Raw genomic sequence first — 22,626 nt, 5'->3', positions numbered from 1 at the left:
TCTATGAGCCCACCGCCGCGTTGATGAGCTTGATGGCGTCCTCGCTGTCCCATTCAGCCGGCCCGGCCATATTGCCGAGTTCGCAACCCTGACCGTCGATCAGCACCGAGGTCGGCATGCCGACCGCCATGCCAACGCTTTTAAGATCCTGGAAAACGGACGCCTTCTCGTCATGGAAATTGCCGAGATGAGTGAGGTTGGCGTCTTTCAGAAAGGCCTTCGGCTTATCGGAGTCGCGGGTGTCGATATTGATGGCGACCACGGCGAATTTATCGCCGCCGAGCTTGCCCTGAAGCCTGTCAAGGGCCGGCATTTCCGTTCTGCAGGGCACACACCAGGTCGCCCAGAGGTTCAAGAGGACGGTTTTCCCTTTCCAGTCCGAGAGCTTCCTGGGTTGGCCCTCGCCATCCAAAAAGGCCAGGTCCGGTATCCGGCGCGGCTTGGACGCCATGGTCAGGGAAGCCACCTCGCCCGTGGCCTGCGGGGCGATCTTCCTGGACAGTTCCACGGCCGGACCGCAGGGCGCCAGCGCATTGGCGGCGGATTTCGCGTGCCTGAGATGCCCGATCCCCAAAAGCGCGGCCGTGGCCCCCGCGACAATGGCGACTGCGACCAGCGGGCCAATGGGAAGCCTGCTTTCGGCGCGATGAGGCGGCGTGGAGGTATCGGTCATAACGTTTGTCATCCTGTATCAGATACGGGTATGCAGGCGTCGGCTTCAGACGGCTACACCCACCGGAGCAGATCGGCCGTCCGGCAGGCATGATGAAAGTGGCGAGCGCGGCATGAGTGGCAAGACATGAGCAACAAGATGTGGGGCGGACGGTTCGGCGAAGGACCTGATGCGATCATGGAGGAGATCAACGTCTCGATTGACGTCGATCGCCACCTCTACGCCCAGGACATTGCCGCGTCAAAGGTCCATGCCGAGATGCTTGCCGCTCAAGGCATCATCGCGGCAAATGATGCGAAAAAAATAGGCAAGGGTCTAGACACGATTTTGTCAGAGATCCGCGCCGATTCTTTCGATTTCAAGCGGGCGCTCGAGGACATTCATATGAATGTGGAGAGCCGGCTCGGGGAACTGATCGGGTCCGCGGCGGGACGACTGCATACCGCGCGCTCGCGCAATGATCAGGTTGCGACCGACTTTCGTCTCTATGTCCGCGACACGATCGACGAGACCGATCACGCGCTCAAAGCCTTCCAGCAGGTTCTGGCGACCCGCGCGCTGGAATTTGCGGGAACGGTGATGCCGGGCTTCACGCACCTGCAAACCGCTCAACCCGTGACCTTCGGTCATCACCTTCTGGCCTACGTCGAAATGACGGCCCGCGATCGCGGACGCTTCGCCGATGCGCGCAGGCGTCTGAACGAGAGCCCGCTCGGCGCGGCTGCCCTCGCGGGCACGTCCTTTCCGATCGATCGCCACGCGACCGCGAAGGGACTGGGTTTCGATCGCCCGATGGCGAACTCGCTCGACGCGGTTTCGGATCGCGACTTCGTGCTGGAGACGCTGTCAGCCGCGGCGATCGCATCGACGCACCTGTCGCGCTTCGCGGAGGAGATGGTGATCTGGACCTCACCGCTGGTCGGCCTTGTGCGGCTTTCCGACAGGTTCACCACGGGCTCGTCGATCATGCCGCAGAAGCGCAACCCGGACGCCGCCGAACTGGTGCGCGCCAAGACCGGCCGCGTCGTCGGAGCGCTCACAGGGCTGCTGGTGGTGATGAAGGGATTGCCGCTGGCCTATCAAAAGGACATGCAGGAAGACAAGCAGGGCGCGATGGAGGCGTTCAGCGCGCTCTCGCTGGCGATCCGCGCCATGACCGGCATGGTCGCCGACCTCGTGCCTGACGAGACCCGAATGAAGGCGGCCGCCGGCGATGGCTATGCGACCGCGACCGATCTCGCGGACTGGCTGGTCAGGACGCTGAAGATGCCTTTCCGTGACGCGCACCATGTCACCGGACGTATCGTCGCGGCCGCATCGAAGCAGGGCGTCGCCCTGCATGAACTGCCGCTGACTGCGATGCAGGCGGTGGAGCCGCGCATCACCCGCGACGCGCTTGCGGTGCTGTCCGTGGAGGCATCGGTGAAGAGCCGGACGAGCTATGGCGGGACCGCGCCCAGAAACGTTCGCACGCAAGCGAAGGCCTGGCTCAAGCGGCTGGAAAAAGAGCGGAAACCGGGCTGATCCTGACGCCGGCCTTGAATTTTCCGGCCTTCCGGGTCTCGCCAGAACAAGGCATTCTTTGTATGGTGCCGCCGATTGGGGATATCGCCGTGAACACCACTTCAAGCTCCGTCTCGATGAGATGGGCCCTGTTTTTTCTGACCGCCGCCGCGCTGGCGCTGGCCGGTTGCGGGCGCAAGGGCGGCCTCGATGCGCCGCCGACCGCATCGGATCGGCCGCCTGCCGCCGCAGCGGCGGATGAGCATGACCGCGCCAATGCGCCCAAGGGCAGCCTGTTCGATCCGTCTTTCGGCATCAACAGCGACCCTGCGGCGTCCAAAGGCGCCAGGAAATCCTTCATCCTCGACCCGCTGCTCGACAGCCGCTGAGACGCGGGCGTGGTGCCTCGGAGTTTAGCTTGCTGTTTCCGCGCACTCCTATCAAACGCTATCAGGCAAGATGTCGAGTTGGTGAGCGGACTTCGGATTCGGACCACTAGAGCCATGCATCACTTCGATTACCGCGACGGCGTGCTCCACGCCGAAGGCGTCGATCTTTCAACCCTGGCCGAAGCCGTCGGCACGCCGTTCTATTGTTACTCGACGGCGACGCTGGAGCGGCACTACCGCGTCTTTGCCGAAGCTTTCGCAGGGACCGACCATCTGATCTGCTACGCCGTGAAGGCGAACTCCAATCAGTCCGTGCTGCGAACCATGGCGAAGCTCGGAGCGGGAGCAGACGTGGTGTCGGGCGGAGAACTCAAGCGTGCGCTCGCCGCCGACATTCCGGCAAGCAAGATCCTGTTCTCGGGCGTCGGCAAGACCGAATCCGAACTGCGCGCGGCGCTCGCCGCGGACGTTCTCTGCATCAACATCGAATCGGAACCGGAACTCGATCTGCTGTCGCAGGTCGCGGTTGAAACAGGCCGCACAGCGCGCGTCTCGGTCCGCGTCAATCCTGACGTTGATTCCGGCACTCACGCCAAGATTTCAACCGGCCGGCTGGAGAACAAGTTCGGCATTCCGATCACGCAGGCGCGCGCGGTCTACGCCCGGGCGGCAAAGCTGCCCGGCATCAAGGTCACCGGGGCCGACATGCATATCGGCAGCCAGATCACCGATCTCGGTCCGATGGAAACAGCGTTCCGTCTGCTGACGGATTTCGTCGGCACGCTGCGCGCCGACGGTCACGTCATCAGCCACGTCGATTTCGGCGGCGGCCTCGGCATTCCCTATTACGAGGACCGATCGGCGCCGCCGGAGCCGCTTGCCTATGCCGAGATGGTCAGACGCGTGACCCGCGATCTCGACTGCACGCTGATGTTCGAGCCGGGCCGCATGATCGTCGGCAATGCCGGCATTCTGGTGACGCGGGTGATCTACGTGAAGCATGGCAACGCCCGCAATTTCGTCATCATCGACGCGGCCATGAACGACCTCATCCGTCCCACGCTGTACGAGGCCTACCATCAGATCATGCCGGTGCGGGCGGCGCCCAAGGATGCCCCGGTGATGGTCGCCGATGTGGTCGGCCCGGTGTGCGAGACCGGAGATTATCTGGCGCTCGCGCGCAATGTGCCGGAGCCGCAAGCCGGCGACCTTCTGGCGATCATGACCGCGGGCGCTTATGGAGCCGTGCAGTCGGGGACCTATAACACCCGCGCGCTGGTCCCTGAGGTACTGGTCAAGGACGACGAGTATGCGTTGGTCCGCCCGCGCATCGAGGTCGACCAGCTCATCGCGATGGACAAACTCGCACCCTGGCTGTGATCGCCGCGGCGTCAGCGACGCGAATGAATCGCAAGAAACGGCATATCCATAGCGCCCGTCAAAAGCCGCATTCGCAGTGCAAAATGGGAGGCTGTCCAACGCCGGGCTGAACCGTTGCGCGACAAACTTCTATTTGATATGGGTGTGCCCGCCGCTCCCTTTAGGCACACAAAACGGGCCGGGGTGGAGCTGTTTCGCGATTGATGAGCCGGGGGGTGCCGCTGCCATCGATCTTTCAGTTCGTCCGGGATATCCCGGGTTTCTTTGGCTCCTTCATACCGCTGGGAGTACTTCAGTAATGAGCTCTGGGAGTGATACAGTGCATTCGAACCGGACCAACGCCATTATGGGCGCGCTGCTCGGAACATTGTTGTTTGTTCAAACAGTACGCATCATCGACGAGTCGTTCAGCGCGCCGGAGAAGCCGCACGCTGAAGCCAGCCACAAGACCGAGGCCAAGGAAGCCGCAGCCGCGCCGACGAGCGCTGCTGATGCGGAGTCCTTTAACAAGGCGCTGGCCAGCGCCTCCGCAGAACGTGGCGCCGGGCTTGTCAAGCCGTGCCTGGCCTGTCACACCACCGAGGAAGGCGGGGCCAAGAAGGTCGGCCCGAATCTTTACGGTATCGTCAACCGTCCGATCGCTTCGGGGGAAGGCTTCAACTACTCGGCGGCTCTGAAGAGCAAGGCTGGCGGCAAGTGGACCTTCGCCGATCTCAGCAGTTGGCTGGATGACCCGAAAGCCTACGCCAAGGGCACGTCCATGGGCTACCCTGGACTAAAAAGCGAAAGCAAGCGCGCTGATCTGATTGCCTATCTCAACACGCTCTCCAAGGATCCGGCGCCGCTGCCGAAGTAAGTTTCCCTGGGTACGAGCCATTACGATTGAACAGCGTTGGAGCCTCGCTTCTGATGGAATCGGAAGCGAGGCTCCAACGTTTTGAGCTTAAGGTTTTTCTTCACGCCACCGGTATCCCTCCCGGGTCGATCCTTGAGGGACATGCTTCACCGGATAACGCCATAGAGCGTTTTCCAGCGAGGTGGACACCGATTTCGTGTGAAGAAAACACGCCAAAACACAAGGATAGAGCCCGCTTCCGATTCTATCAGGCCGAAGCGGAAAGGCTCTATAGAACGCCGCGCCGTAAAAACCTTCCCAGGAGGACGGATCACCAGAGCAGGATCCTGAGCCGAAGGGTCGCGCCAGCGAAAAATGGAAACCGGTTTTCGCGACGAGTCTTATTCAACGCAGTCGAAACAGACCCTGGCGGACTTCCGGTAAATATCGCTCGGTGATCATCATTCGACGGTTGCCGGCAGCGGGAGCATCGGGTCCATCCCTGTCCCGCGGTCCCCTCACCACATATTAAGGACCGTGCGCGCCTCATCCGACATGCGGCTTGGATCCCACGTCGGTTCCCAGACGATGGCGACCTTGGCATCGTGCACGCCGGAGACCGCTTTAACCGCTCTTTCAATCTGACCGGGCAATTCCGCTGCGGACGGACAATTCGGCGAGGTCAATGTCATCTCGATATTGACTTTGCGATCCTCGTCTATTGCTATCTTGTAGATCAAACCAAGCTCGTAGAGGTCAGCCGGAATTTCAGGATCATAGACCGTTTTGAGCGCGGCGATGATTTCTTCGCCCATCCGCGCCATCTCTTCAGGCGGGGTGTTCAGGGCGTGATCCGTCGCGCTATCCGTGCGAGCCTCGACCAGGGAGGCGCTTCCGGTCCCAGTTGCATTCGCCTCATCGATCATGTCAAAACTCCTGCGCTTTGGCGAAACCCTCACGCCAAGCTTCAACCCGGGTCGACTATAGCGTTTTCGAGCGAAGTGGATCCGGTTCGCGTGAAGAAAACGCGTCCAATCAATATCATAGAGCTTCGCTTCTGATTCAATCAGAAGCGATAATGCTCTAGAACCGCTCAGCAGGCTCGGATGCGGAGGCGTCCTCCGTACGTCTTTCTTTAAGACGTGAAGCTGCTCCCCAACCGCAGTCCCTAGGCCCAGAGCACCCTTACATAGCGCAGTTACTCGCTGTCTCCAAGCGGCAAGCAGCGAGCGGCGCCGGCTCCTGCGGCGCCTAGCTCTGGGTTTCTTACACGCCAATCGCCCGCCAGGCTGGCTTTAACGGCGACCAGGACTTACCCGTGAGTTATCGCAAGAATGTGTATTCGTCCGGACAGGGCTCGCAGCGCCTCGATTCGAAGGGATCGAATCCAGATCCTACGCGACCGAAGCTGGAAATCAGGCCAAGGCGATATTCTGGAGCAATTCTAGCCATGTTCTGGCTTTTGCTTGTGAGTTTCAACAGGGATCCGGTTGGGTCGGGGACGCCGCACCCTCTGATTTCAAAGCAGAATTGTTCCTCGGGCTACCGAAGCGAACCGGGGAAATTAAGTTGACGCGAACGGCGTCAACATGGTAAGTTTTGGACTGTACCAATTTAGCATGGTTGGATTGTTGGACTTTAAAACGCAGCCGCCAGTGGTTAAAATCGGCGGAACGAGTTCGCATCGAGGGTATTGTATCGATGTGGGGTAATGCGTAGTCCCAACCAGAGGAGCCCTTCATGTGCGACTACAGTCTGCATCACGTCTCTTCGCGGCCTGCCAAGGTCGCCGATAAGCTGGTCACTATGGAGCTCGCGAAATCGAACGTGCGCGGCTTTGCCGCCGTCGGTGAGCTCGGCCCCAAGCTTGTAATTCATGACAGCCCGCCTGAGTTGGCGGTCTGCTTGCTGCCTGGAACGGAACTCGCATTCGACGAGAATGTTCAATACGAGCAGCCCCGCAGTTTTCTTGGCGTAAAGTTCTCTGGCAAGGCCCGCGTCGATCACAAGGTCGCGAGCTTCCGCAAAGTGGACGAGGATAATCCGTACGTTCAGCACGACGCACTGGAGTTTCCTAATGGGCAGGTTCTGAAGATTGCCCAGCTCGTCGCCGGACAGACTGCTACGGTCCTGCAGTTGCCTGTCAATGCGCAGGAAGACGAGCACGAGCACGCTACACGTCGTCGCGCGCGCGACTCACGCTTGGCTTTGAACCGCTCCGCCAGGCAGGGAATGTTTGTTCCTAATCAGGGTGTGGTAATGCTGTGGGACTCAGTCCGTGGCAGAGCCGCTGACCTTTCGAGCGCTTTGACCGAGTCTTTCCAGCGTCTGACCGCTCCGAAGCAGCCTTCGATCCTTGAGGGTGAGATGGCAGCAGGTATGGGTGCTGAAGTCAGCTTCAAGAATGGCGTGCCTACTGTTACCTCGACGGCCGCTCCTCAGAAGCCGGAGAAGAAGGTCAGGGCTGGTTCCGCTGTCTAGCCGACCCTGTCGGCTATTCGGTCAGCTTTCTGGAAGCTGATGCCTTTTAATAAAAATGGCGCCCGTGCAGAGCGGGCGCCATTTTTATTGGGGAAACGTGGCGTCGGTCGGTGGCTGGTGCGGTGCAACTGACCATAGATCAACCGGAACTTATCGGTAGCGTTTTGCTTATCCCAAAGCTGTCAGCTTGGTTGATGTCTGACGCCCCCGTGGACCTCACCGCTCCTCACCAACGATCACTTCGTCACTTTAGAAGCAGCCAGGAGTCGTCGTGAATATGGAGCACCGCAATATCAGCAAGCGCAAAAATGATCCCAAAACGATGTTGATCCACTAGAGCGCTTTTGGGTATGAATTCTTCTCGTGTGTTTGAATGACTGAAGCAATTGAACATCCGAAAACAGGCTCCTCCACAAGGACAGAAAATTCCTCTCGTAAATAGAGTTGAAGCGAAGACCGAGGCCGCATAATATAAGGCGAACTTGCTATTTCGTCTCATTCAACAATCCGGGATAACGTCTCAGAATGCACGCTCTATTGAGAATCGTTGGAGTTATCACATTGATCGCCGGATTGGGCTTTATGGGGCAGGGTTTCCGTTTTTATAGCTATCCTGCCGATAGCATTCTGGTCAGGCACACCGAATGGGTCTATTACGGCGCCGCGATGGCTGTGGTCGGGTTTTTGCTTATCATCTTTTCAAGGCCGTCTGAGGAGCCATAACCGCGATAAGGGAATAAGCTGAAGGCAGCCCTCTCCTGCGTTTGGATGTCATCCTCTTGCAGGCGGGCAGTTTTTGGGCGGTACGGCGACCAGCCGGTTTACGTGGAAGATGCCGTCATGCCTTTTGATTTGGCTTGATCGGTCCGCTCGGCTGACCCAGACAGTCCAATCGAGAACGCCTCCGCGAAGTCTATAGCGTTTTCGAGCGAAGTGGAATCCGGTTCGCGTGAAGAAAACGCGTCAAATCAATGTCATAGAGCTCCGCTTCTTCTGATTCAATCAGAAGCGATAATGTTCTACGGCGCCAGACTGCTAAAAATCGTCCTGCCGATTGCTTAAAGCACGCTATCTCGATTAACGATCGTGCCCGATCGCTGCCAGGATTATCGCCAGTGTTACACGAATGGACTGAGCAACGACCACTCGATAAACGCCGATTGCGATCTCCTTCCTTTCACGATCACCGGCGTTCTTCGGGCGAAATAGATATCGGCTCGCGCAAAGAAAGCGCCTGAATCAAGATCATGGAACCCGCTCCTGATTCCGTCAGAAGCGAAAAGCCATGCTCTGGAAATTATTGTCTGGCCGCATTTTCCTGCGGCGAACATACCATCAAATCGCGACGCCAACGATCGCGTTGAGTGATCGCTCCTTGATAGCTTCAGGAGCCGGTTCGCCGCCATTCGCTTACCCGTTATAGATGGACGGCCCGAATTGTTGAGGAGGGGCTGTTTCTATTTCGCGAGTTCTGTCACCCTCGCCAGCGCGGCGGCGAAACCGTTGAGCGAGACGCTGAAGGTAACGGGCTCGTTGCTGGAGAGGTTGAGCGAGGCGACGACGAGTTTGGTGCCCTTGCGCATGGCGTCGGTGGCCGCGGCCGGGAAACTCACCGGCAGCAGGCAGCCCTGCGGCACACAGGTGGAGAAGCGCAGCCCCTTGCCGAGGTCCTTGTCATCGAGCTTGAGCACCGCGCCGGCATCGAGATTGAGCCCGAAGGGCATCAGGATCGTGCCCTCGGTCTTGCCGCCCGCGGGAGGCGTCAGCTCGATCGCGTAGACGCGCCTGCCGGTCTCCTTGTTGCCTTGCACCTGCGAAAGCAGACATTGCTTCCGCCGATCGACGAGCCGGCAATCCACCGTCCAGTCGCCGTAGGTCTCGCTCACCGAGGCGGCCCCGTTCGGCAGCGTTGATGCGGGCGTGGCCGCCTGCTGCGCATAAGCCACGGTCGTGGCAACGGTCGCGATCGCGGCGGCAAAGGTGAGCAGGCACGTTCTCATAAAGGGGGCAGACATTATCTGTTGAACCTGATTGGGACGGCGAGTGTGATCCTTCCGCCGCCGACGTTGGAGGGTGGGGCTGGAACGGGGCTGGCGCGGCGCGGCAGCGACACCGCCTCGGCGTCGAGCGCGGAATCGCCGGCCGAGCGCACCAGCCGCGCCGACAGCACCCGGCCCGAGCGGTCGATCGTGAACGCGACCGAGGCCACGCCCATGCCCGCCCCGGACGGGAAGCGCTTGTGGCGGTTGAGATGCGCCATCAGCGCGGCGCGCCAGGTCGCCGGCGACATCGACGACGCCATGCCCTCGGCCGGCGCGGCCGCGCGATCGGCGCGCTGCGCCTGCGAACTCTGCGGCGCGGTGGTGCGCGGCGCCTTCTTCTGCTTTTTCTTCTTCGGCTTCGGCTTCGGCGGCTCGACCTTGGACGGCAGCACAACCTCCGCCTTCTCCACCTTCGGCGTTTCCGGCAGCTTGACCTCCGCCTCCTTCACCTCCGGAGGCGTCGGCTCGGGATCGGGCTTCTCCTCGATCGGCTTCTCAGGATCGACCTGCTCCTCGGCCTCCACCATCTCCGGCCCCGGCGCGACGTCCTGCTGCGGCGCCTCGGGCGCGACAGCCATCGGCGCCAGCTCCATCATGATCGCCGCCGGAGGATCGCCCGGCGCCTCCGCCGCCGCCGGCCAGTGCAGCGCCAGCCAGATGCCGCCGGCATGCAGCGCCACCACCGCAAGCCCGGCCGCGGTCCAGCGCAACGCCGCCGCCCGGCTCACCTCATCGCCGGCCCGGCCGTCCGGGTCGCGCCAGTCGATTTTCATCATGGCGCAGGCGCCGCCGCCGGCGCGGCTCCGCTCGCCGCCGCCACCTGCCCGGTATCCTCGAGCCCCACCAGCGCGATCTTGAGATAACCGGACTCGCGTAGCAGGTTCATCACCTTCATCAGCTCGGTATAGGCTACCGTCCCGTCGGCGCGCAGGAACACCCGCTGCTCGCGATCATTGTTGGTCTGCTGGTCCAGCGTCGCCTGCAAGGTATTGCGCGGCACCTCGTCGTTGCCGAGCGCCAGCGTCAGATCTTGCTTCACCGTCAGGAACACCGGCTTGTCAGGCCGCGGCTGCGGCTGCGCGTTCGACACCGGCAGGTCCACCGCGATATCCACCGTCGACAGCGGCGCCGCCACCATGAAGATGATCAAGAGCACCAGCATCACGTCGATGAACGGCGTGACGTTGATCTCGCTCAACTCGTCGATGCCGCCGTCCTGCGGGTTCTTCAGCGATACTCCCATGGCGCATCACTCGGCAGCAGAGCGGCCGCGCGACAGCGCCACCACGGACGGGCCAAGCCCCCGCTCCTGCCGTTCCAGATCGCGCGAGATGTGCTGGACGATCTCGCCGGAAGCGTCCGACAACAGCGCCCGGTAGCTCGAAAGCGCGCGCGCGAACACGTTGTAGATGATCACCGCCGGGATCGCGGCGACAAGCCCGAGCGCGGTCGCCAGCAGCGCCTCGGCGATGCCCGGCGCCACCACCGCGAGGTTGGTGGTCTTGGTCTGCGAGATTCCGATGAAGGCGTTCATGATGCCCCACACCGTGCCGAACAGGCCGACGAACGGCGCGGTCGCGCCGATGGTCGCCAGCAGGCCGGTGCCGCGGGCGATGTCGCGCCCCGCCTTGGCCTCGATCCGCGACAGCGCGATCGCCAGCCGCTCCTTGATGCCCTCGGAGGACAGATCGCCCGAGCGCTGCAGCTCGCGCTCCGCCGCCCCCATCAGATCCGCCACCGTGCCCTCGCAGGTCCAGCCCTCGGCGATCTCGGAGCGCGCCCCGTCGAGGCTGTCGGCCCGCGTCAGCTTGCGCAGGCAGCTTTGCGCGCGCCGCCGCGACGCCGCGAGCTCGATCCCCTTGGCCAGCCAGATCGTCCACGTCACCAATGATGCGAACGCAAGGCCGATCATCACCGCCTTCACGACGATGTCGGCCTGCATGAACATGCCCCACGGCGACAGGTCCTGCGGAAGCGACGACGACGCGCTCTCCGGCGCGGGCGATGGCGCGGCGGAATCCGGCGCGGCGGATTGATCCAGAGGCGCGGCCGCATCCGATGAAGGTGACGACGCGGACGATCCCTCCCCGGATGCAGCATCGGAAGACGCCGACGCGGGCGGCTGCGATGACGCAGCTCCGGCCGAACCATCAGTGGCCGCCGGAGAAGATACAGACGGTGCAGAGGCAGACGGTGCAGAACTCGCCGGACCAGACGATGCAGAAGCAGCCGGCGCGGTCCCCGCCGCAGAAGACGACGAGACCCCAGAAGACGGCGACACCGCCTGGTGCTGGGCAAGAACCGTTGTCGATGGAATGAGGACAGCCAGTAACGCTGCAAACGTAAGATGGATCGTCGCCTTCGCAAGTCTCACAATCATGCTCTTTGTTCCGGATATCTGTTGGCTTGCCAGCGCTATCATTTCGTCCCTTAAACTGCTGCCCGAAGGCTGAGCAGAACCACACGGCGTTCCATGGCAGCGCAGCCGGGAGCTTTTCTATAGCCGCTCAAGGATGAAGGCTTTCGAAGAAGAGTCACTCCATACAGCGCAAGATGAAAGCCTCGAAAGTGGCTTGTCAGAGTAAAACGATAGTTCCCGCTCAAATCGGCTGAAACAGCCCGCTCATATTATGGCCGGCCGCACTCCATTGTCCCTGGTCGTTCATAGCGGCAATCATCCGATCCAAGCCACGCTCGACGTTGATGATCCTCGAACCACCAAACGGTTGCTTTCGATGAGAAGCGAGAGTCGAGAACAACAAGTCGAGAGTAACAAAGGATGAGGCCGTGACGAATCTGTCGATCGTCATCAGGAGACAGAAATGATAAGGACACCTCTTACTGCTTTAGTCCCTCTCCAATATCGAATGCGGCGGCATTTCGCTACGTTGGGCAGTTAAGAATCCTTCTAGATTGTTGCGTGCCCTTGCCGGTACGATCGTTATAGCGGCCGGCTCTGAACGATGGTCTCCGGATAAACCGCACCCTGATCGCCCAACAGGGCAAATCCTGACGTGCCGATCGACCGTTGCGGATGCGAGGCCCCTGAGGGGTACACTCCCATCAATTCAGACGTCATCGCTGAGGTCAAGCTGAACACGCAGGCAGGACTCGCTGAAAATGAAAGCGAACTTCTGAAACACCACGCTACGTCCGCAGTCCCGCCCGCCGGATCGACGCCGGCGAAATTGCACTGATATCCCGGCAGCCGGTGAGCACCATGGTCGCTTCCAGCTCGGCATGCAGGATGCGCAGCACATGGGCGACGCCGACCGCGCCCGCCGCGGCCAGCCCGTGAACGAAGGCGCGGCCGATCAGCACCGCACTGGCGCCGAGCGCCAGCGCCTTGAAGACATCGCCGCCGCGCCGGATGCCGCCGTCGAGCAGGATCGGCACGCGGCCGGATACGGCGGCCGCGATCTCCGGCAGCACATCGATGGTCGCGGGTTGACCGTCGAGCACCCGCCCGCCGTGGTTGGAGACGATGAGACCGTCGGCGCCGGCCACGAGAGCCCGCTCGGCGTCCTCCGCCGTCATGATGCCCTTGAGCACCAGCGGCAGCTTGGTCGCTTCGCGCAGATTCTCGATGTCGCGCCAGGTCGCGGCCCTGGTTATCAGCGGACTGTCGAACAGCGTCTCGCCGGTGGCTCGCGGCGATGGCGTCAGGCCGCGCAGATTGACCGGCTCCACGTCCCCCGGGAAAGCGAAGCCCATGCGCTGTTCGCGGTTACGCAGGCCGCTGATCGGCGCATCGACGCTCACCACCAGCGCGCGAATGCCAGCGGCTTCGGCGCGGCGCACGAGACGAAGCGTGAAATCGCGGTCGTGCTGGACATAGAGCTGAAACCACAGCGGCGTCTGCGCCTCCTGTGCGATATCCTCCAGAGTGACGCTCGCCTGCGTGCTGACCACCATCGCCATCCGCATCGCAGAGGCGCCGAGCACGGTGGCGAGTTCACCATCCGGATATGCGAGCTTCTGGTAGGCGACAGGCGCGAGCAGGATCGGCGCGCGCAGCCGCGTGCCAAACAACTCGCAGGTCGTGTTTCCGCTGGTGAGATCGCGCAGGACCCGTGTGCGCAAGTGCAGACGAGCGAACGCCGCGCGGTTCTCCCGCGCGGTCACCTCGTCCGCCGCGCCGCCGTCAAGATAGGCCCAGGCTCCGGGCGGCACGCGCTCACGCGCCAGCACCTCGTAGTCGGCGACCGCCGCGACCGTCGGCGGAATCTGCGTGAGCTTGGCAAGCGGCGTGGTCATCGTCGTGTTATAGCGTTTTCGAGCGAAGTGGATGACCTATTCGCGTTAAGAAAACGCGTTAAGTCAAAATCATGGAATCTCGCTTCTGATTTGATCGGAAGCAGAGAGGCTCCAGAGCGGCGGCCGGTCAAATGGAATCAGCGCCGTCGCTCCAGTTAATTGATTGAGCATCGGATTTATCCCGAAAACCGGTTCCCACTTTCGGGTCCGATGCTCTAGGTCTCGCTCCATTCGCGCAACAGGTTGTGATAAAGCCCCGTGAGGCGGGCGACCGCCGGCTGCTCGGGGTTGTCCCGCGCCAGCGCCTGAATGGTATTGTCGAGTTCGAACAGCAGCGCGCGGCGCGAGTGTTCGCGCACCAGGCTCTGCGTCCAGAAAAAGGCCGCGAGCCGCGAGCCACGGGTGACCGGCGTTACCTGATGGAAGGTGCTGGCAGGATAGAGGATCATCTGTCCCGCCGGCAGCTTGAACTGGTGCCGGGAGAACTCGCCCTGGATAATCAGTTCACCGCCATCATAGTCGCCGGGTTCGCTGAGGAACAGCGTGGAGGAAAGGTCGCCGCGGATACGCACCCCGGCTCCCGGCACGGAGAAGATCGCGTTGTCGATGTGATCGCCGTAGCTGCCGCCGCCGGTGTAGCGGTTGAAACGGGGCGGCAGCACCTTCAACGGCAGCGCCGCGGCGATAAAATGGCTGATCTTGCCGAGGCGCTCCAGCAGAAACTCGGACAATTGCTGCCCCAGCGGATCGTCTTGCGACAACTGTTCATTGGCCTTGGCGCGGACCGCGACATGACCCGCGGTGGCGCGGCCGTCCTGCCATTGCGCTTGTGCGAGCAACTCGCGGAAGCGCTTCAGTTCGTCCGGAGTCAGCACGTCCGAAATAACCTGGATCATCGCCTGTATCCTTTTCCCGGCAGCCTCGCTCCAGCACGGATCTTCATCGCTCGCGCAAAGAAGAACACCCCGGCGACGGCGCCGGGGCGTTCAAAGGATTCTCGCATCAGGTTCGAAGCTGAAGCATCAGAACCTGAAGCTGGTGCTCACGCGGTAGTTACGTGACGGACCAAGCAAAGCACGAACGCCGGACCAGTTGGTCGACATCGCGTAGCGGTTGTCCGCCACATTATCGATGTTGAACCGGACGATGACATCCTTGTGGAGTTCATACGACGCCATCAAATCGACCACCGTATAAGCCGGCAGTTGGCCGTACTTGCCATTCGGGATGATACGAAGCGCATTGTCCGGCCGGCCCAGATAGGATGTGCCTACATACCGGATGCCGCCGCCGATCGTGAGGTTGGTCATCGGAACATGATAGGTGGTCCACAGATTGGCGGTGGCGCGCGGCGTGAAGGCCAGCGCGTCGCCGTTGGTCGAGGTCCACGGGCCGCCCACGCCCGGACCCGCGGCGAAATCGGCGGGATTCGCGGTGCGGCGAACGAGGTCGAGATAAGCGCTGTGCTCGCGTCTGCTATCCATGAAGGCGGCGCCGCCGAACACGTTCCAGTTTTCGGTGAGAGCCCCGGTGATGCTCAGTTCGACACCCTGTACGACTTGCCTGCCGAAGCCCTTCAGGCTGTCCACAGTCTCACCAGGATCACGGCCGGTCATCGGCTGGTTGACCTTCTCGGTGCGGAACAGGGCGGCGGCGACCATCAACCGCTTGTTGAAGAAGTCCAGCTTGCTGCCCAGTTCATAGTTATGAAAACGCACCGGAGGAGCCCCTGGCACGAGGCCGGGAAAGGCGTTGCCGCCTTCGCGCGCAATATCCTCGTTGGAGAGATAGGAACCCGGCGGCAGATGCGAAACGCCGAACGAGCCATAGATGGAGGCGTTCCGCACCGGCTTATAGACCAGGCCGACCTTGCCGTTCAGCGTGGTGCGGGTGTCATTGAAGTTTCCGATGTCGGATGGCCCGCCAGCGATGGTGCGGCTGTTGATATCGACCTTGTAATGCTCGGCGCGCAGGCCGCCCGTGAGTTGCCACTGCTCGGAGAGCTTGATGGTATCGTAGAAGTAAGCTGCGGCGGTGGATATATTGGCGCGATTGGTTTGCGTCGGGTTGAAAGGCAAAGCTCCGACACGGTCGGGATTGGGATCAAACACGTTGGCAATCAGGGCCGGATTAGTCGTCGAATTGACCGAGCCGAACCGGTTAGCATCAGACGATTCGTGATTGAACTCGATACCCGTCGCGATCTTATGATTGAACGGACCGGTGTCCACATCGATGGTCATGTTGGTGATGTTGCTGACCGTCTGGTTGCGCCGGCCGTAGAACATCGTGCTGGTCGGCGCTGTAGCCGGCGCGGTGAAGCCGGCCGGCATCGTGTAGCGCGTCGTCCGATCGACCTGCGCCCAGACCGTCTGGTTGCTGATCGTGATGCGCCGGGTGATGTCGTATTCGAAACGACCGAGCACGCGGTCGGCGTCCACATTGTCAAAGTCAGAGCGTAAACCGTAGAACGCGTTGCGGCGAACACCCATCGTTGCAGGATCATAGGTTACCAGACCAGGAACGGTCGCCCCCGGCACGCCCCAATCCGGACGATCCCGCCTCGACATGTGCTCGAGAGCGATGAACGCGCGGAAATCGGTGCCGAGACCCAGGGCGACCGACGGCGCAACGCCCCAGGCCTTGTTTTCAGCCAGGTCACGACCGGGAATGCCGCTTTGTTCAAGCATGGCGTTGAAGCGCACGGCGGTGTTGGGCGCGACGATGTAGTTGAGATCGACGGTGCCACGCTTCTGCGGCTGGTTGCCGTATTCGGAGAAACCGGAGAAGGTGTCGAACTGGGTGAAGTTCTGCAGCGACGGCAGCTTGGTGACCATGTTGATGTAGCCGCCGGCATTACCGCGGCCGTTATCCGCCGCGGCCCCCTTGAACACCTCGACGCGGTCCACGTTGAATATGTCGCGCGTGTAGCTGCCGTTTGAACGCACGTTATCGATGAAGAGGCTGCCGCTGGCATCGAAGCCGCGCATCTGGAAGGTGTTGCCCGAAGTGCCGAAACCGTTCTCGCCACCTTCGAATGAAATGCCCGGCGTGGTGCGCAACACTTCCGTGAGATTGCGTGCGCCGGTCTGGCGAATAACCGCCTGCGGCACGACCGTCACGGATTGCGGCGTATCGAGCAACGGCGCGGTCTGCCGCGGTGAAGAGGCCGTCGTCACATTGTATGCGCCTTCACCAGCGCCTGCGGTCCCACCCTCCCCTTCGACGTTGATGGTATCGAGGGCAATGGCGCTGGATGACCGAGATGATTGCGCCGACGCCGGCTGAGCGATCGCAGCCAGCGACACCGCAAGTCCGGCTGACAAAGCCAGATGAGAAATCGACGAATAAAGCTGCACCTCAAGCTTCTTGGTCATAACCGTAGAGCCCCCAAAACAATCAGTTCCTAATGTGTGGGTGCGCTTCTACATGAAACGACAAAGTCTTTATTATAGAATTCATCTAAACCCGTGAGGTCATCTTCATATCAATCTACATAGATGCTTTTCTGCACCACCTCGCAACGCCAGAGCCACGCGAAAGAGCTCATTTTTCAGGGCCATGGTTTCAGACTGACGCCGCAGCGCTACCTATCGTCGCACTTGCTGAGCAGCAGCGGATTCGCCGCGCAGATCGAGAACGCTTTTCGTTTCTCTCCTGGAGCTTTCAGGCCACGCGCGCATCGATTCACGCAAAGAAACTACGTCAGATCAACATCATAGAGCCTCGCTTCTGTTTCTGTCAGAAACAGAAGGGCTCCAGCTATCCAGTCATCGTTGAGCTGAGGGGACGTCATTCACCATCGATGTCAAGCCTGATCCGGCTCCCGCACCCCTGTCCCGGCAGCCCGTCGCATAAGAGGTTGACCTACCTTCAGCCGCGCCGATTCCACCACGTTGTCGCAGAATTCGAACTCATCCGAGGCCAGCATAATGATCGTCGATCCGTGCTCGAACCAGCCGAGTTCCTCGCCTTTTTTCACGCTGGAATCGCAATGAAAAACCGCCGTTCCTTTCGTTCGAGCGTTGAGCGTGACATCGATGAAGTGCAGCCGGATGCCCGCGACCAGAATCGCCGCCACCGGCACCAGGGTGAGCGTCTCGCCGGTTATCAGCCGCGTCTGAAGCACGGCCCGCTCGTTCTTGCAGAACAGCCGCTCGACCCGCTTCAGTGCGATCGGGTTCACGTTCCATACATCGCCATGAATGAACGTGACCCTATCGATCCGGCAGTCGTGCGGCGCATGAAAGCGATGGTACATGCTCGATGTCAGCCGCAGGGTGATGAAGCGGCCGTTCCGGTGGGCCTCCACCAGCGCCGGATCGCCGAGCAGGTCCAGCAGCGAATAAGGCGCGCCCTTGATCTGAAAAAGCTCTGTATCCGCCACCTTCCCGAACGCCCCGACGATTGCGTCGCAAGGGCTGACCACAATCGCGGGGTCAGGGTCCGGCGGGCGCGATCCCGGAAGCAACTCCCGCGTAAAACAATCATGCAGGCTCTTGAAGCTGGATTTGCGCGCTTCGCTCAGGTCGAGATCGGAGAACAAACACCAGCAAGCGATCGAGAGATCCCGGATCAGGGGCTGCTCGATCTTGCCGAACCATCCCATGAACCGGGTCAGCGTGGCTCGCGGAATCCGGTTGGTCAGCAGGAAATTCAGATCCTCCTGCTCGGTCAGGGCCGCGATCAGCTTTCTCATTGTCATGAACCTGTCAGAGGGGTTGGATAGCGCTGGCGGCATGGACCTGCCTCTTCCGATTCTGGCCCTGTCCGCCGCCGCGATTGGCGGCGCAGCAGCGGCCCTTCCCAAACTGAACGCCCGGCTGGCGCTTTCGCGGGCCAAGCACCGCTCGCTGACCGGTCATTCCAGATTGTCCAGGACGGTTGCCCGGCTGCTGCCGTTCTACGAATTCGATGACGACGACTTTTTCTGTTCCGACGGCGCGCCGCCGGAAATCGTCAAGCAACGAAGAGAGGCTTTCTTCCGGCTCGCCCGCCTGTATGAAGAACGCTACGCCAAGGGCCGACGGATGACCGCGGAGGTTTCGAGCCGGATCTCCGATCTGCAGTTCACCGAGACCTATCGGGTGCCCTTTCAGTACAGCCGGACGGTGCGCGAGCATCTTTCGACCAGCGCCTTCATGCAGTCCTCGCGCGGCGTCACCGTCACCGACGTCGACGGCAATGTCTTCTACGACCTGGCCGGCTCCTACGGCGTCAACATCTTCGGCAACGATTTCTACAAGGATTGCATCACGGCGGCGGAAAAACGCGCGCATGATCTCGGGCCCGTGCTGGGGCCCTATCACCCCGTGATTGCTGACAATGTTCGCGGGCTCTGCGAAATCTCCGGTCTTGACGAAGTCTCGTTTCACATGTCCGGCACCGAAGCCGTGATGCAGGCGGTTCGGCTCTCCCGCTATCATACGCGCCGATCGCATCTGGTCCGCTTTGCCGGGGCCTATCACGGCTGGTGGGGCGACGTTCAGCCCGGCGTGGGCAATCCGATGCCGCCGCACGAGACCTATACTCTCGCCGACATGTCGGAGCGGACGCTCCATGTCCTGAAGACGCGGCGCGATATCGCCTGCGTTCTGGTGAACCCCTTGCAGGCGCTTCATCCCAACGCCGGAGCGCCCGCTGATTCCGCGCTGGTCGACAGTTCCCGCAAAAGCCGGTTCGACCGCGCCGCCTACAGCGAATGGCTGCGACGACTGCGCGAGATATGCACCGAGCGGGGCATCGTTCTGATTTTCGATGAGGTTTTCGTCGGCTTCCGACTCGCCGCGGGCGGCGCGCAGGAATATTTCGGCGTCCGCGCCGACATGGTGACCTATGGCAAGAGCCTGGCCGGCGGCCTTCCTGTCGGCGCGGTCTGCGGCCGCAAGGATCTGATGCGACGATTCCGCGACGATCGGCCCGCCGACATCTGCTTCGCTCGCGGCACCTTCAATTCGCATCCCTACGTCATGGCGGCGATGGACGAATTCCTGAGCCGGCTCGCCGCTCCGGGCTTCCACGCGATCTATGACGGTCTCGATGAGACCTGGAACGGACGTGCGAAACATCTGAACGACCTGCTGAGCGCACGCGATCTTCCGGTGCAGGTAGGCAATCTGTCGTCGATCTGGACGGTGCATTACACCGAGCCGTCCCGCTACAACTGGATGCTTCAATACTATCTGCGAGCCGAAGGGCTCGCTTTGAGCTGGGTCGGCACCGGCCGCCTGATCTTCAGCCTGAACTACAGCGACGCCGACTTTGCCGCTGTCGCGGACCGCTTCGTGACAGCGGCCGGGAATATGAAGCGGGATGGCTGGTGGTGGCGCAATCCCTCGCTCACCAACAAAAGCGTGCGCCGGCAAATCCTGAAGGAGATGATCACGGCAAGACGGCCGCGGTGAGCAGGCGGCCGTCTTGCCGAGCATTTCAGTTCGAGTGCGCTTTGCGCGTCTGGACCTGTCCAAGGCCCGGGTCGATCAACTCGCCCTTCATCAGATACAGCGGCGCCTTGTAGTATAGTTTGAGATCATGGAACGGGTCGGTCAGGATCTTGGTCATCCAGACGAGGCCGGTCTCGACATCGCGAATGAAGAACAGATGAGCGGTTCGGAACAGCACGCCGCCGATTCCGATCGCCAGCCACACCTTGGCGACCTGACGCATGAAATCAGCCGGAGAGGCCCACGGCGTAAAGAGACCGAACAGTGTCGGATCGAGGAAGAGAACCAGCGGTGACAGCGCCCAGATGGCCATGAGCACAATCTTCCGATTCAGATTATAGCCGACCTTGATTTCCTCCTTGTGATCATGGGTCGCCTCATTACCATGATCGTAGCCTTTCGGCTCGAAGAAGAAATGACCCGCCTGCCTTGTGGTCATGGAGAACAGCCAGCCGATCAGCGCGGCGGCGACCGGGTCGACGAACAATAACGCATACGCAACGAGAAAGCTGAAGGCGCTGACAAAATGCAGGCTCTGGTTAATGCGGCTGTGATGGTAGTAGCGATGATCATCCCACCGTTGAGTGCGCAATTGCTCTCGAAAGCTCATCATTCATTCCCTGCCAAGAATACGGTTCGTTCGATTTACAAGGATTCGATGTACGCAAGATGACATTATGCAAATGTCACACGACGCGCCGCGATGATGCGCTCGCGCGGACTTCGACCGTCACGATCAGGCGGCAGCCGCGATCGCGGTTTTCCGAATCCGGAGCAGCGAGAAGTGGCCGAGCGGCGGTATCGGCCGGTTCTCCACCAGCTCCATTTCGCCTGCCGTTGCCAGCCACTGCGCATAACGCGACCAGGTGAATTCAGCTGTCCGAAAACCAAGCGGACGCACCACCGGCTGCAACCGGCGCTCGATAAAACGGCGCAGCCCGGCGTCGGCGCTGATCCGGGTCAGGATGATCAGTTCACCGCCCGGCCGCAGGACGCGGCTGAACTCATCGAGAGCCGCTTCCGGATTCGGCACCGCCGTCACGACATACTGCGCCATGACGACATCGAAAGAACTGTCGGGAAATTCGAGCTTCTCCGCGTCCATGACAGCAAGATCCTCGACGTTCTTCAGGCCGAGAGCCGTGACCCTGCGTTTCGCCTTCCGCAACATCGCTTCCGAAATGTCGGTCCCGAAGATACGAAGATGCGATGCGTATTGCGGCAACGAGATTCCCGTGCCGACGCCGACCTCGAGCACGCGCCCACCGACCTTGCCGGTCGCCTGAATAGCCGCCTTGCGACCCTTGCTGAACACGCCGCCAAACACGAAGTCATAAACCGGAGCCCAGCGATCATAGGCCTGCTCAACCGTCGCGCGGTCGAAGTCCAACCGCTCGCCATCATCCAGCTTCAGGATTTCCGTCATGATAACTTCACTCTTCCTTCTTCGCGCGGGGTCAGCCTTGCGCAACGCCTCGCGTCATCAGGCCACCGCGAAGCTGCGATGAACGGCTCGGCTGCAACGCGCTGAGGTTGCCGATGAACTGCCTTGCGCAATTCTCCCATGAGTATTGCAAGGCGAAATTCCTGCAGGCTTCACGTGATATGCTGAGTGCGCGGATACAGGCGCTTCTCAGGTTCATGTCCAGCGCACCGACCGGATGACCGGCGATCACATCGAGAGGACCGGTCACCGGGAACGCGGCGACGGGCGTGCCGCACGCCAGCGCCTCCAGTTGCACGATGCCGAACGTGTCCGTCAGGCTTGGAAAAACAAAGACGTCGGCTGCCGCCAGATGCGCGCTGAGCTCGCGGCCGGTCTTCTCGCCGAGGAACCGGGCTTTGGGATACCGGCTTGCCAGCTCCGCCTGTTGCGGTCCATCGCCAATCACCACCTTGGACCCCGGCAGATTCAGCGAAAGGAACGCCTCCAGGTTCTTCTCGACCGCGACACGACCTACGGTCATGAAGACCGGTCTCGGCAGATCAAGCTCGAACGCATGATCGGGCGTGAACAGTTCGGTATCGACCCCTCGCGTCCAGGACCCGAGCCTTTTGAAGCCTCTCGCGCTAAGCTCCTCTTTGAGCGAGGACGTGGCGACCATCGTCATGGCGCCGGCCGCATGAAATCGCCGAAGCACCGCATAGCTCACCGACATCGGGATGATCGAACGCGTCGACATCGGGATGATCGACCTTGTCGACATCGGGATGATCGAGCGAGCGGCGATGTATTCCGGAAAGCGCGTTGTATAGGATGTTGTGAAATCCAGATTTCGACGGCGGCAATAGGCTCGCACCATCCATCCGACCGGGCCCTCGGTCGCGATGTGAATGGCATCCGGTGACGCCGCTTCGATCCTGCGGGCGATCTCGCCGCGGTTTGGGAAGGCTATTCTCAACCCCGGATAGGTCGGGAGAGCCATCGACGGAAAACCTTCCGGAGTCAGAAACTCGATCTCGGCACCCAGCGCCGCCGCGCTGCGGGCCAGGGATATCAATGTGCGGACCACGCCGTTGACCTGCGGATGCCAGGCATCGGTCGCAACCAGAACTCGCATCAGGCTCCTCGCATTCTCTGATTCTCAATTCCACGACGTTGGGCCACCGATATTTCAGGCGT

20 protein-coding genes are annotated in these 22,626 nt (G+C 61.2%); 6 read left to right on the top strand and 14 right to left on the bottom strand.

Features of this window, described 5'->3' with window-relative positions; all coding sequences use genetic code 11:
* Position 1: 1 nt before the first annotated feature.
* Positions 2–673, bottom strand: a complete 672-nt coding sequence (tlpA, locus tag ACMYR2_RS04805; RefSeq protein ID WP_347263730.1) for a thiol:disulfide interchange protein TlpA — start codon at positions 671–673, stop codon at positions 2–4.
* Positions 674–799: 126 nt separating this feature from the next.
* Between tlpA and argH the strand changes: the two genes are divergently transcribed.
* The 4 genes from argH (at position 800) to ACMYR2_RS04785 (ending at position 4,801) form a co-directional block, all read left to right on the top strand.
* The gene (gene argH / locus ACMYR2_RS04800) at positions 800–2,197 is read left to right on the top strand and encodes an argininosuccinate lyase (protein ID WP_347263729.1); all 1,398 of its coding nucleotides are present in this window, start codon (positions 800–802) and stop codon (positions 2,195–2,197) included.
* Positions 2,198–2,259: 62 nt separating this feature from the next.
* Complete coding sequence (lptM, locus tag ACMYR2_RS04795) at positions 2,260–2,565, top strand: LPS translocon maturation chaperone LptM (protein ID WP_347263728.1); 306 nt, start codon at positions 2,260–2,262, stop codon at positions 2,563–2,565.
* A 114-nt stretch (positions 2,566–2,679) separates the two neighbouring features.
* Positions 2,680–3,945: a diaminopimelate decarboxylase gene (gene lysA / locus ACMYR2_RS04790; protein WP_347263727.1), complete on the top strand. Its 1,266-nt coding sequence runs from the start codon at positions 2,680–2,682 to the stop codon at positions 3,943–3,945.
* Positions 3,946–4,291: 346 nt separating this feature from the next.
* Positions 4,292–4,801: a c-type cytochrome gene (locus ACMYR2_RS04785; RefSeq protein WP_416193771.1), complete on the top strand. Its 510-nt coding sequence runs from the start codon at positions 4,292–4,294 to the stop codon at positions 4,799–4,801.
* Between the two features lie 497 nt (positions 4,802–5,298).
* Here ACMYR2_RS04785 and ACMYR2_RS04780 read toward each other — a convergent pair whose 3' ends face one another.
* A complete protein-coding gene (locus ACMYR2_RS04780; RefSeq protein ID WP_347263725.1) occupies positions 5,299–5,706 on the bottom strand; it encodes an SUF system Fe-S cluster assembly protein in 408 nt (135 codons plus the stop codon).
* 814 nt (positions 5,707–6,520) lie between these two features.
* On the opposite strand from ACMYR2_RS04780, the gene ACMYR2_RS04775 reads away from it, so the two are divergent.
* Entirely contained in the window at positions 6,521–7,261 is a 741-nt protein-coding gene (locus ACMYR2_RS04775; RefSeq protein WP_347263724.1) for a hypothetical protein, read from the top strand.
* Positions 7,262–8,718: 1,457 nt separating this feature from the next.
* On the opposite strand, the gene ACMYR2_RS04770 is transcribed toward ACMYR2_RS04775, so the two are convergent.
* From ACMYR2_RS04770 to asd, 9 genes are all read right to left on the bottom strand, one after another.
* Positions 8,719–9,276 (bottom strand): invasion associated locus B family protein, encoded by a 558-nt coding sequence (locus tag ACMYR2_RS04770; RefSeq protein ID WP_347263723.1) that lies wholly within the window; start codon positions 9,274–9,276, stop codon positions 8,719–8,721.
* On the bottom strand, positions 9,276–10,079 hold the full coding sequence (locus ACMYR2_RS04765; protein WP_416193770.1) for a TonB family protein: 804 nt from the start codon (positions 10,077–10,079) through the stop codon (positions 9,276–9,278). Before ACMYR2_RS04765 ends, ACMYR2_RS04770 begins: the two co-directional genes overlap by 1 nt.
* Entirely contained in the window at positions 10,076–10,546 is a 471-nt protein-coding gene (gene exbD / locus ACMYR2_RS04760; protein WP_416192929.1) for a TonB system transport protein ExbD, read from the bottom strand. The genes ACMYR2_RS04765 and exbD overlap by 4 nt, the downstream gene beginning before the upstream one ends.
* 6 nt (positions 10,547–10,552) lie before the next feature.
* Positions 10,553–11,725 (bottom strand): tonB-system energizer ExbB, encoded by a 1,173-nt coding sequence (exbB, locus tag ACMYR2_RS04755; RefSeq protein WP_416193769.1) that lies wholly within the window; start codon positions 11,723–11,725, stop codon positions 10,553–10,555.
* 178 nt (positions 11,726–11,903) lie between these two features.
* Positions 11,904–12,113, bottom strand: a complete 210-nt coding sequence (locus tag ACMYR2_RS04750; RefSeq protein ID WP_416193768.1) for a hypothetical protein — start codon at positions 12,111–12,113, stop codon at positions 11,904–11,906.
* 337 nt (positions 12,114–12,450) lie between these two features.
* Positions 12,451–13,560 carry an alpha-hydroxy acid oxidase gene (locus ACMYR2_RS04745; RefSeq protein WP_347264113.1) on the bottom strand — a complete coding sequence of 370 codons (1,110 nt, stop codon included), beginning with the start codon at positions 13,558–13,560 and terminating at the stop codon, positions 12,451–12,453.
* A 215-nt stretch (positions 13,561–13,775) separates the two neighbouring features.
* The gene (locus ACMYR2_RS04740) at positions 13,776–14,456 is read right to left on the bottom strand and encodes a Fe2+-dependent dioxygenase (protein ID WP_347264112.1); all 681 of its coding nucleotides are present in this window, start codon (positions 14,454–14,456) and stop codon (positions 13,776–13,778) included.
* 126 nt (positions 14,457–14,582) lie between these two features.
* Positions 14,583–16,937 carry a TonB-dependent receptor gene (locus tag ACMYR2_RS04735; protein WP_347264111.1) on the bottom strand — a complete coding sequence of 785 codons (2,355 nt, stop codon included), beginning with the start codon at positions 16,935–16,937 and terminating at the stop codon, positions 14,583–14,585.
* Positions 16,938–17,368: 431 nt separating this feature from the next.
* Complete coding sequence (gene asd, locus ACMYR2_RS04730; protein ID WP_416193767.1) at positions 17,369–18,265, bottom strand: archaetidylserine decarboxylase; 897 nt, start codon at positions 18,263–18,265, stop codon at positions 17,369–17,371.
* A 34-nt stretch (positions 18,266–18,299) separates the two neighbouring features.
* On the opposite strand from asd, the gene ACMYR2_RS04725 reads away from it, so the two are divergent.
* On the top strand, positions 18,300–19,964 hold the full coding sequence (locus tag ACMYR2_RS04725; protein WP_347264109.1) for an aminotransferase class III-fold pyridoxal phosphate-dependent enzyme: 1,665 nt from the start codon (positions 18,300–18,302) through the stop codon (positions 19,962–19,964).
* Between the two features lie 25 nt (positions 19,965–19,989).
* Here ACMYR2_RS04725 and ACMYR2_RS04720 read toward each other — a convergent pair whose 3' ends face one another.
* The 3 genes from ACMYR2_RS04720 to ACMYR2_RS04710 form a co-directional block, all read right to left on the bottom strand.
* Positions 19,990–20,616 (bottom strand): hypothetical protein, encoded by a 627-nt coding sequence (locus tag ACMYR2_RS04720; RefSeq protein WP_347264108.1) that lies wholly within the window; start codon positions 20,614–20,616, stop codon positions 19,990–19,992.
* Positions 20,617–20,739: 123 nt separating this feature from the next.
* Positions 20,740–21,429: a class I SAM-dependent methyltransferase gene (locus ACMYR2_RS04715; protein WP_347264107.1), complete on the bottom strand. Its 690-nt coding sequence runs from the start codon at positions 21,427–21,429 to the stop codon at positions 20,740–20,742.
* Positions 21,430–21,460: 31 nt separating this feature from the next.
* Positions 21,461–22,564 (bottom strand): glycosyltransferase family 4 protein, encoded by a 1,104-nt coding sequence (locus ACMYR2_RS04710; protein ID WP_416193766.1) that lies wholly within the window; start codon positions 22,562–22,564, stop codon positions 21,461–21,463.
* Positions 22,565–22,626: the final 62 nt, after the last annotated feature.

The organism is Nitrobacter sp. TKz-YC01, assembly GCF_047824785.1.
Classification (GTDB): Bacteria; Pseudomonadota; Alphaproteobacteria; order Rhizobiales; family Xanthobacteraceae; genus Nitrobacter.
This window is presented reverse-complemented; position numbering and strand designations above follow the sequence as displayed.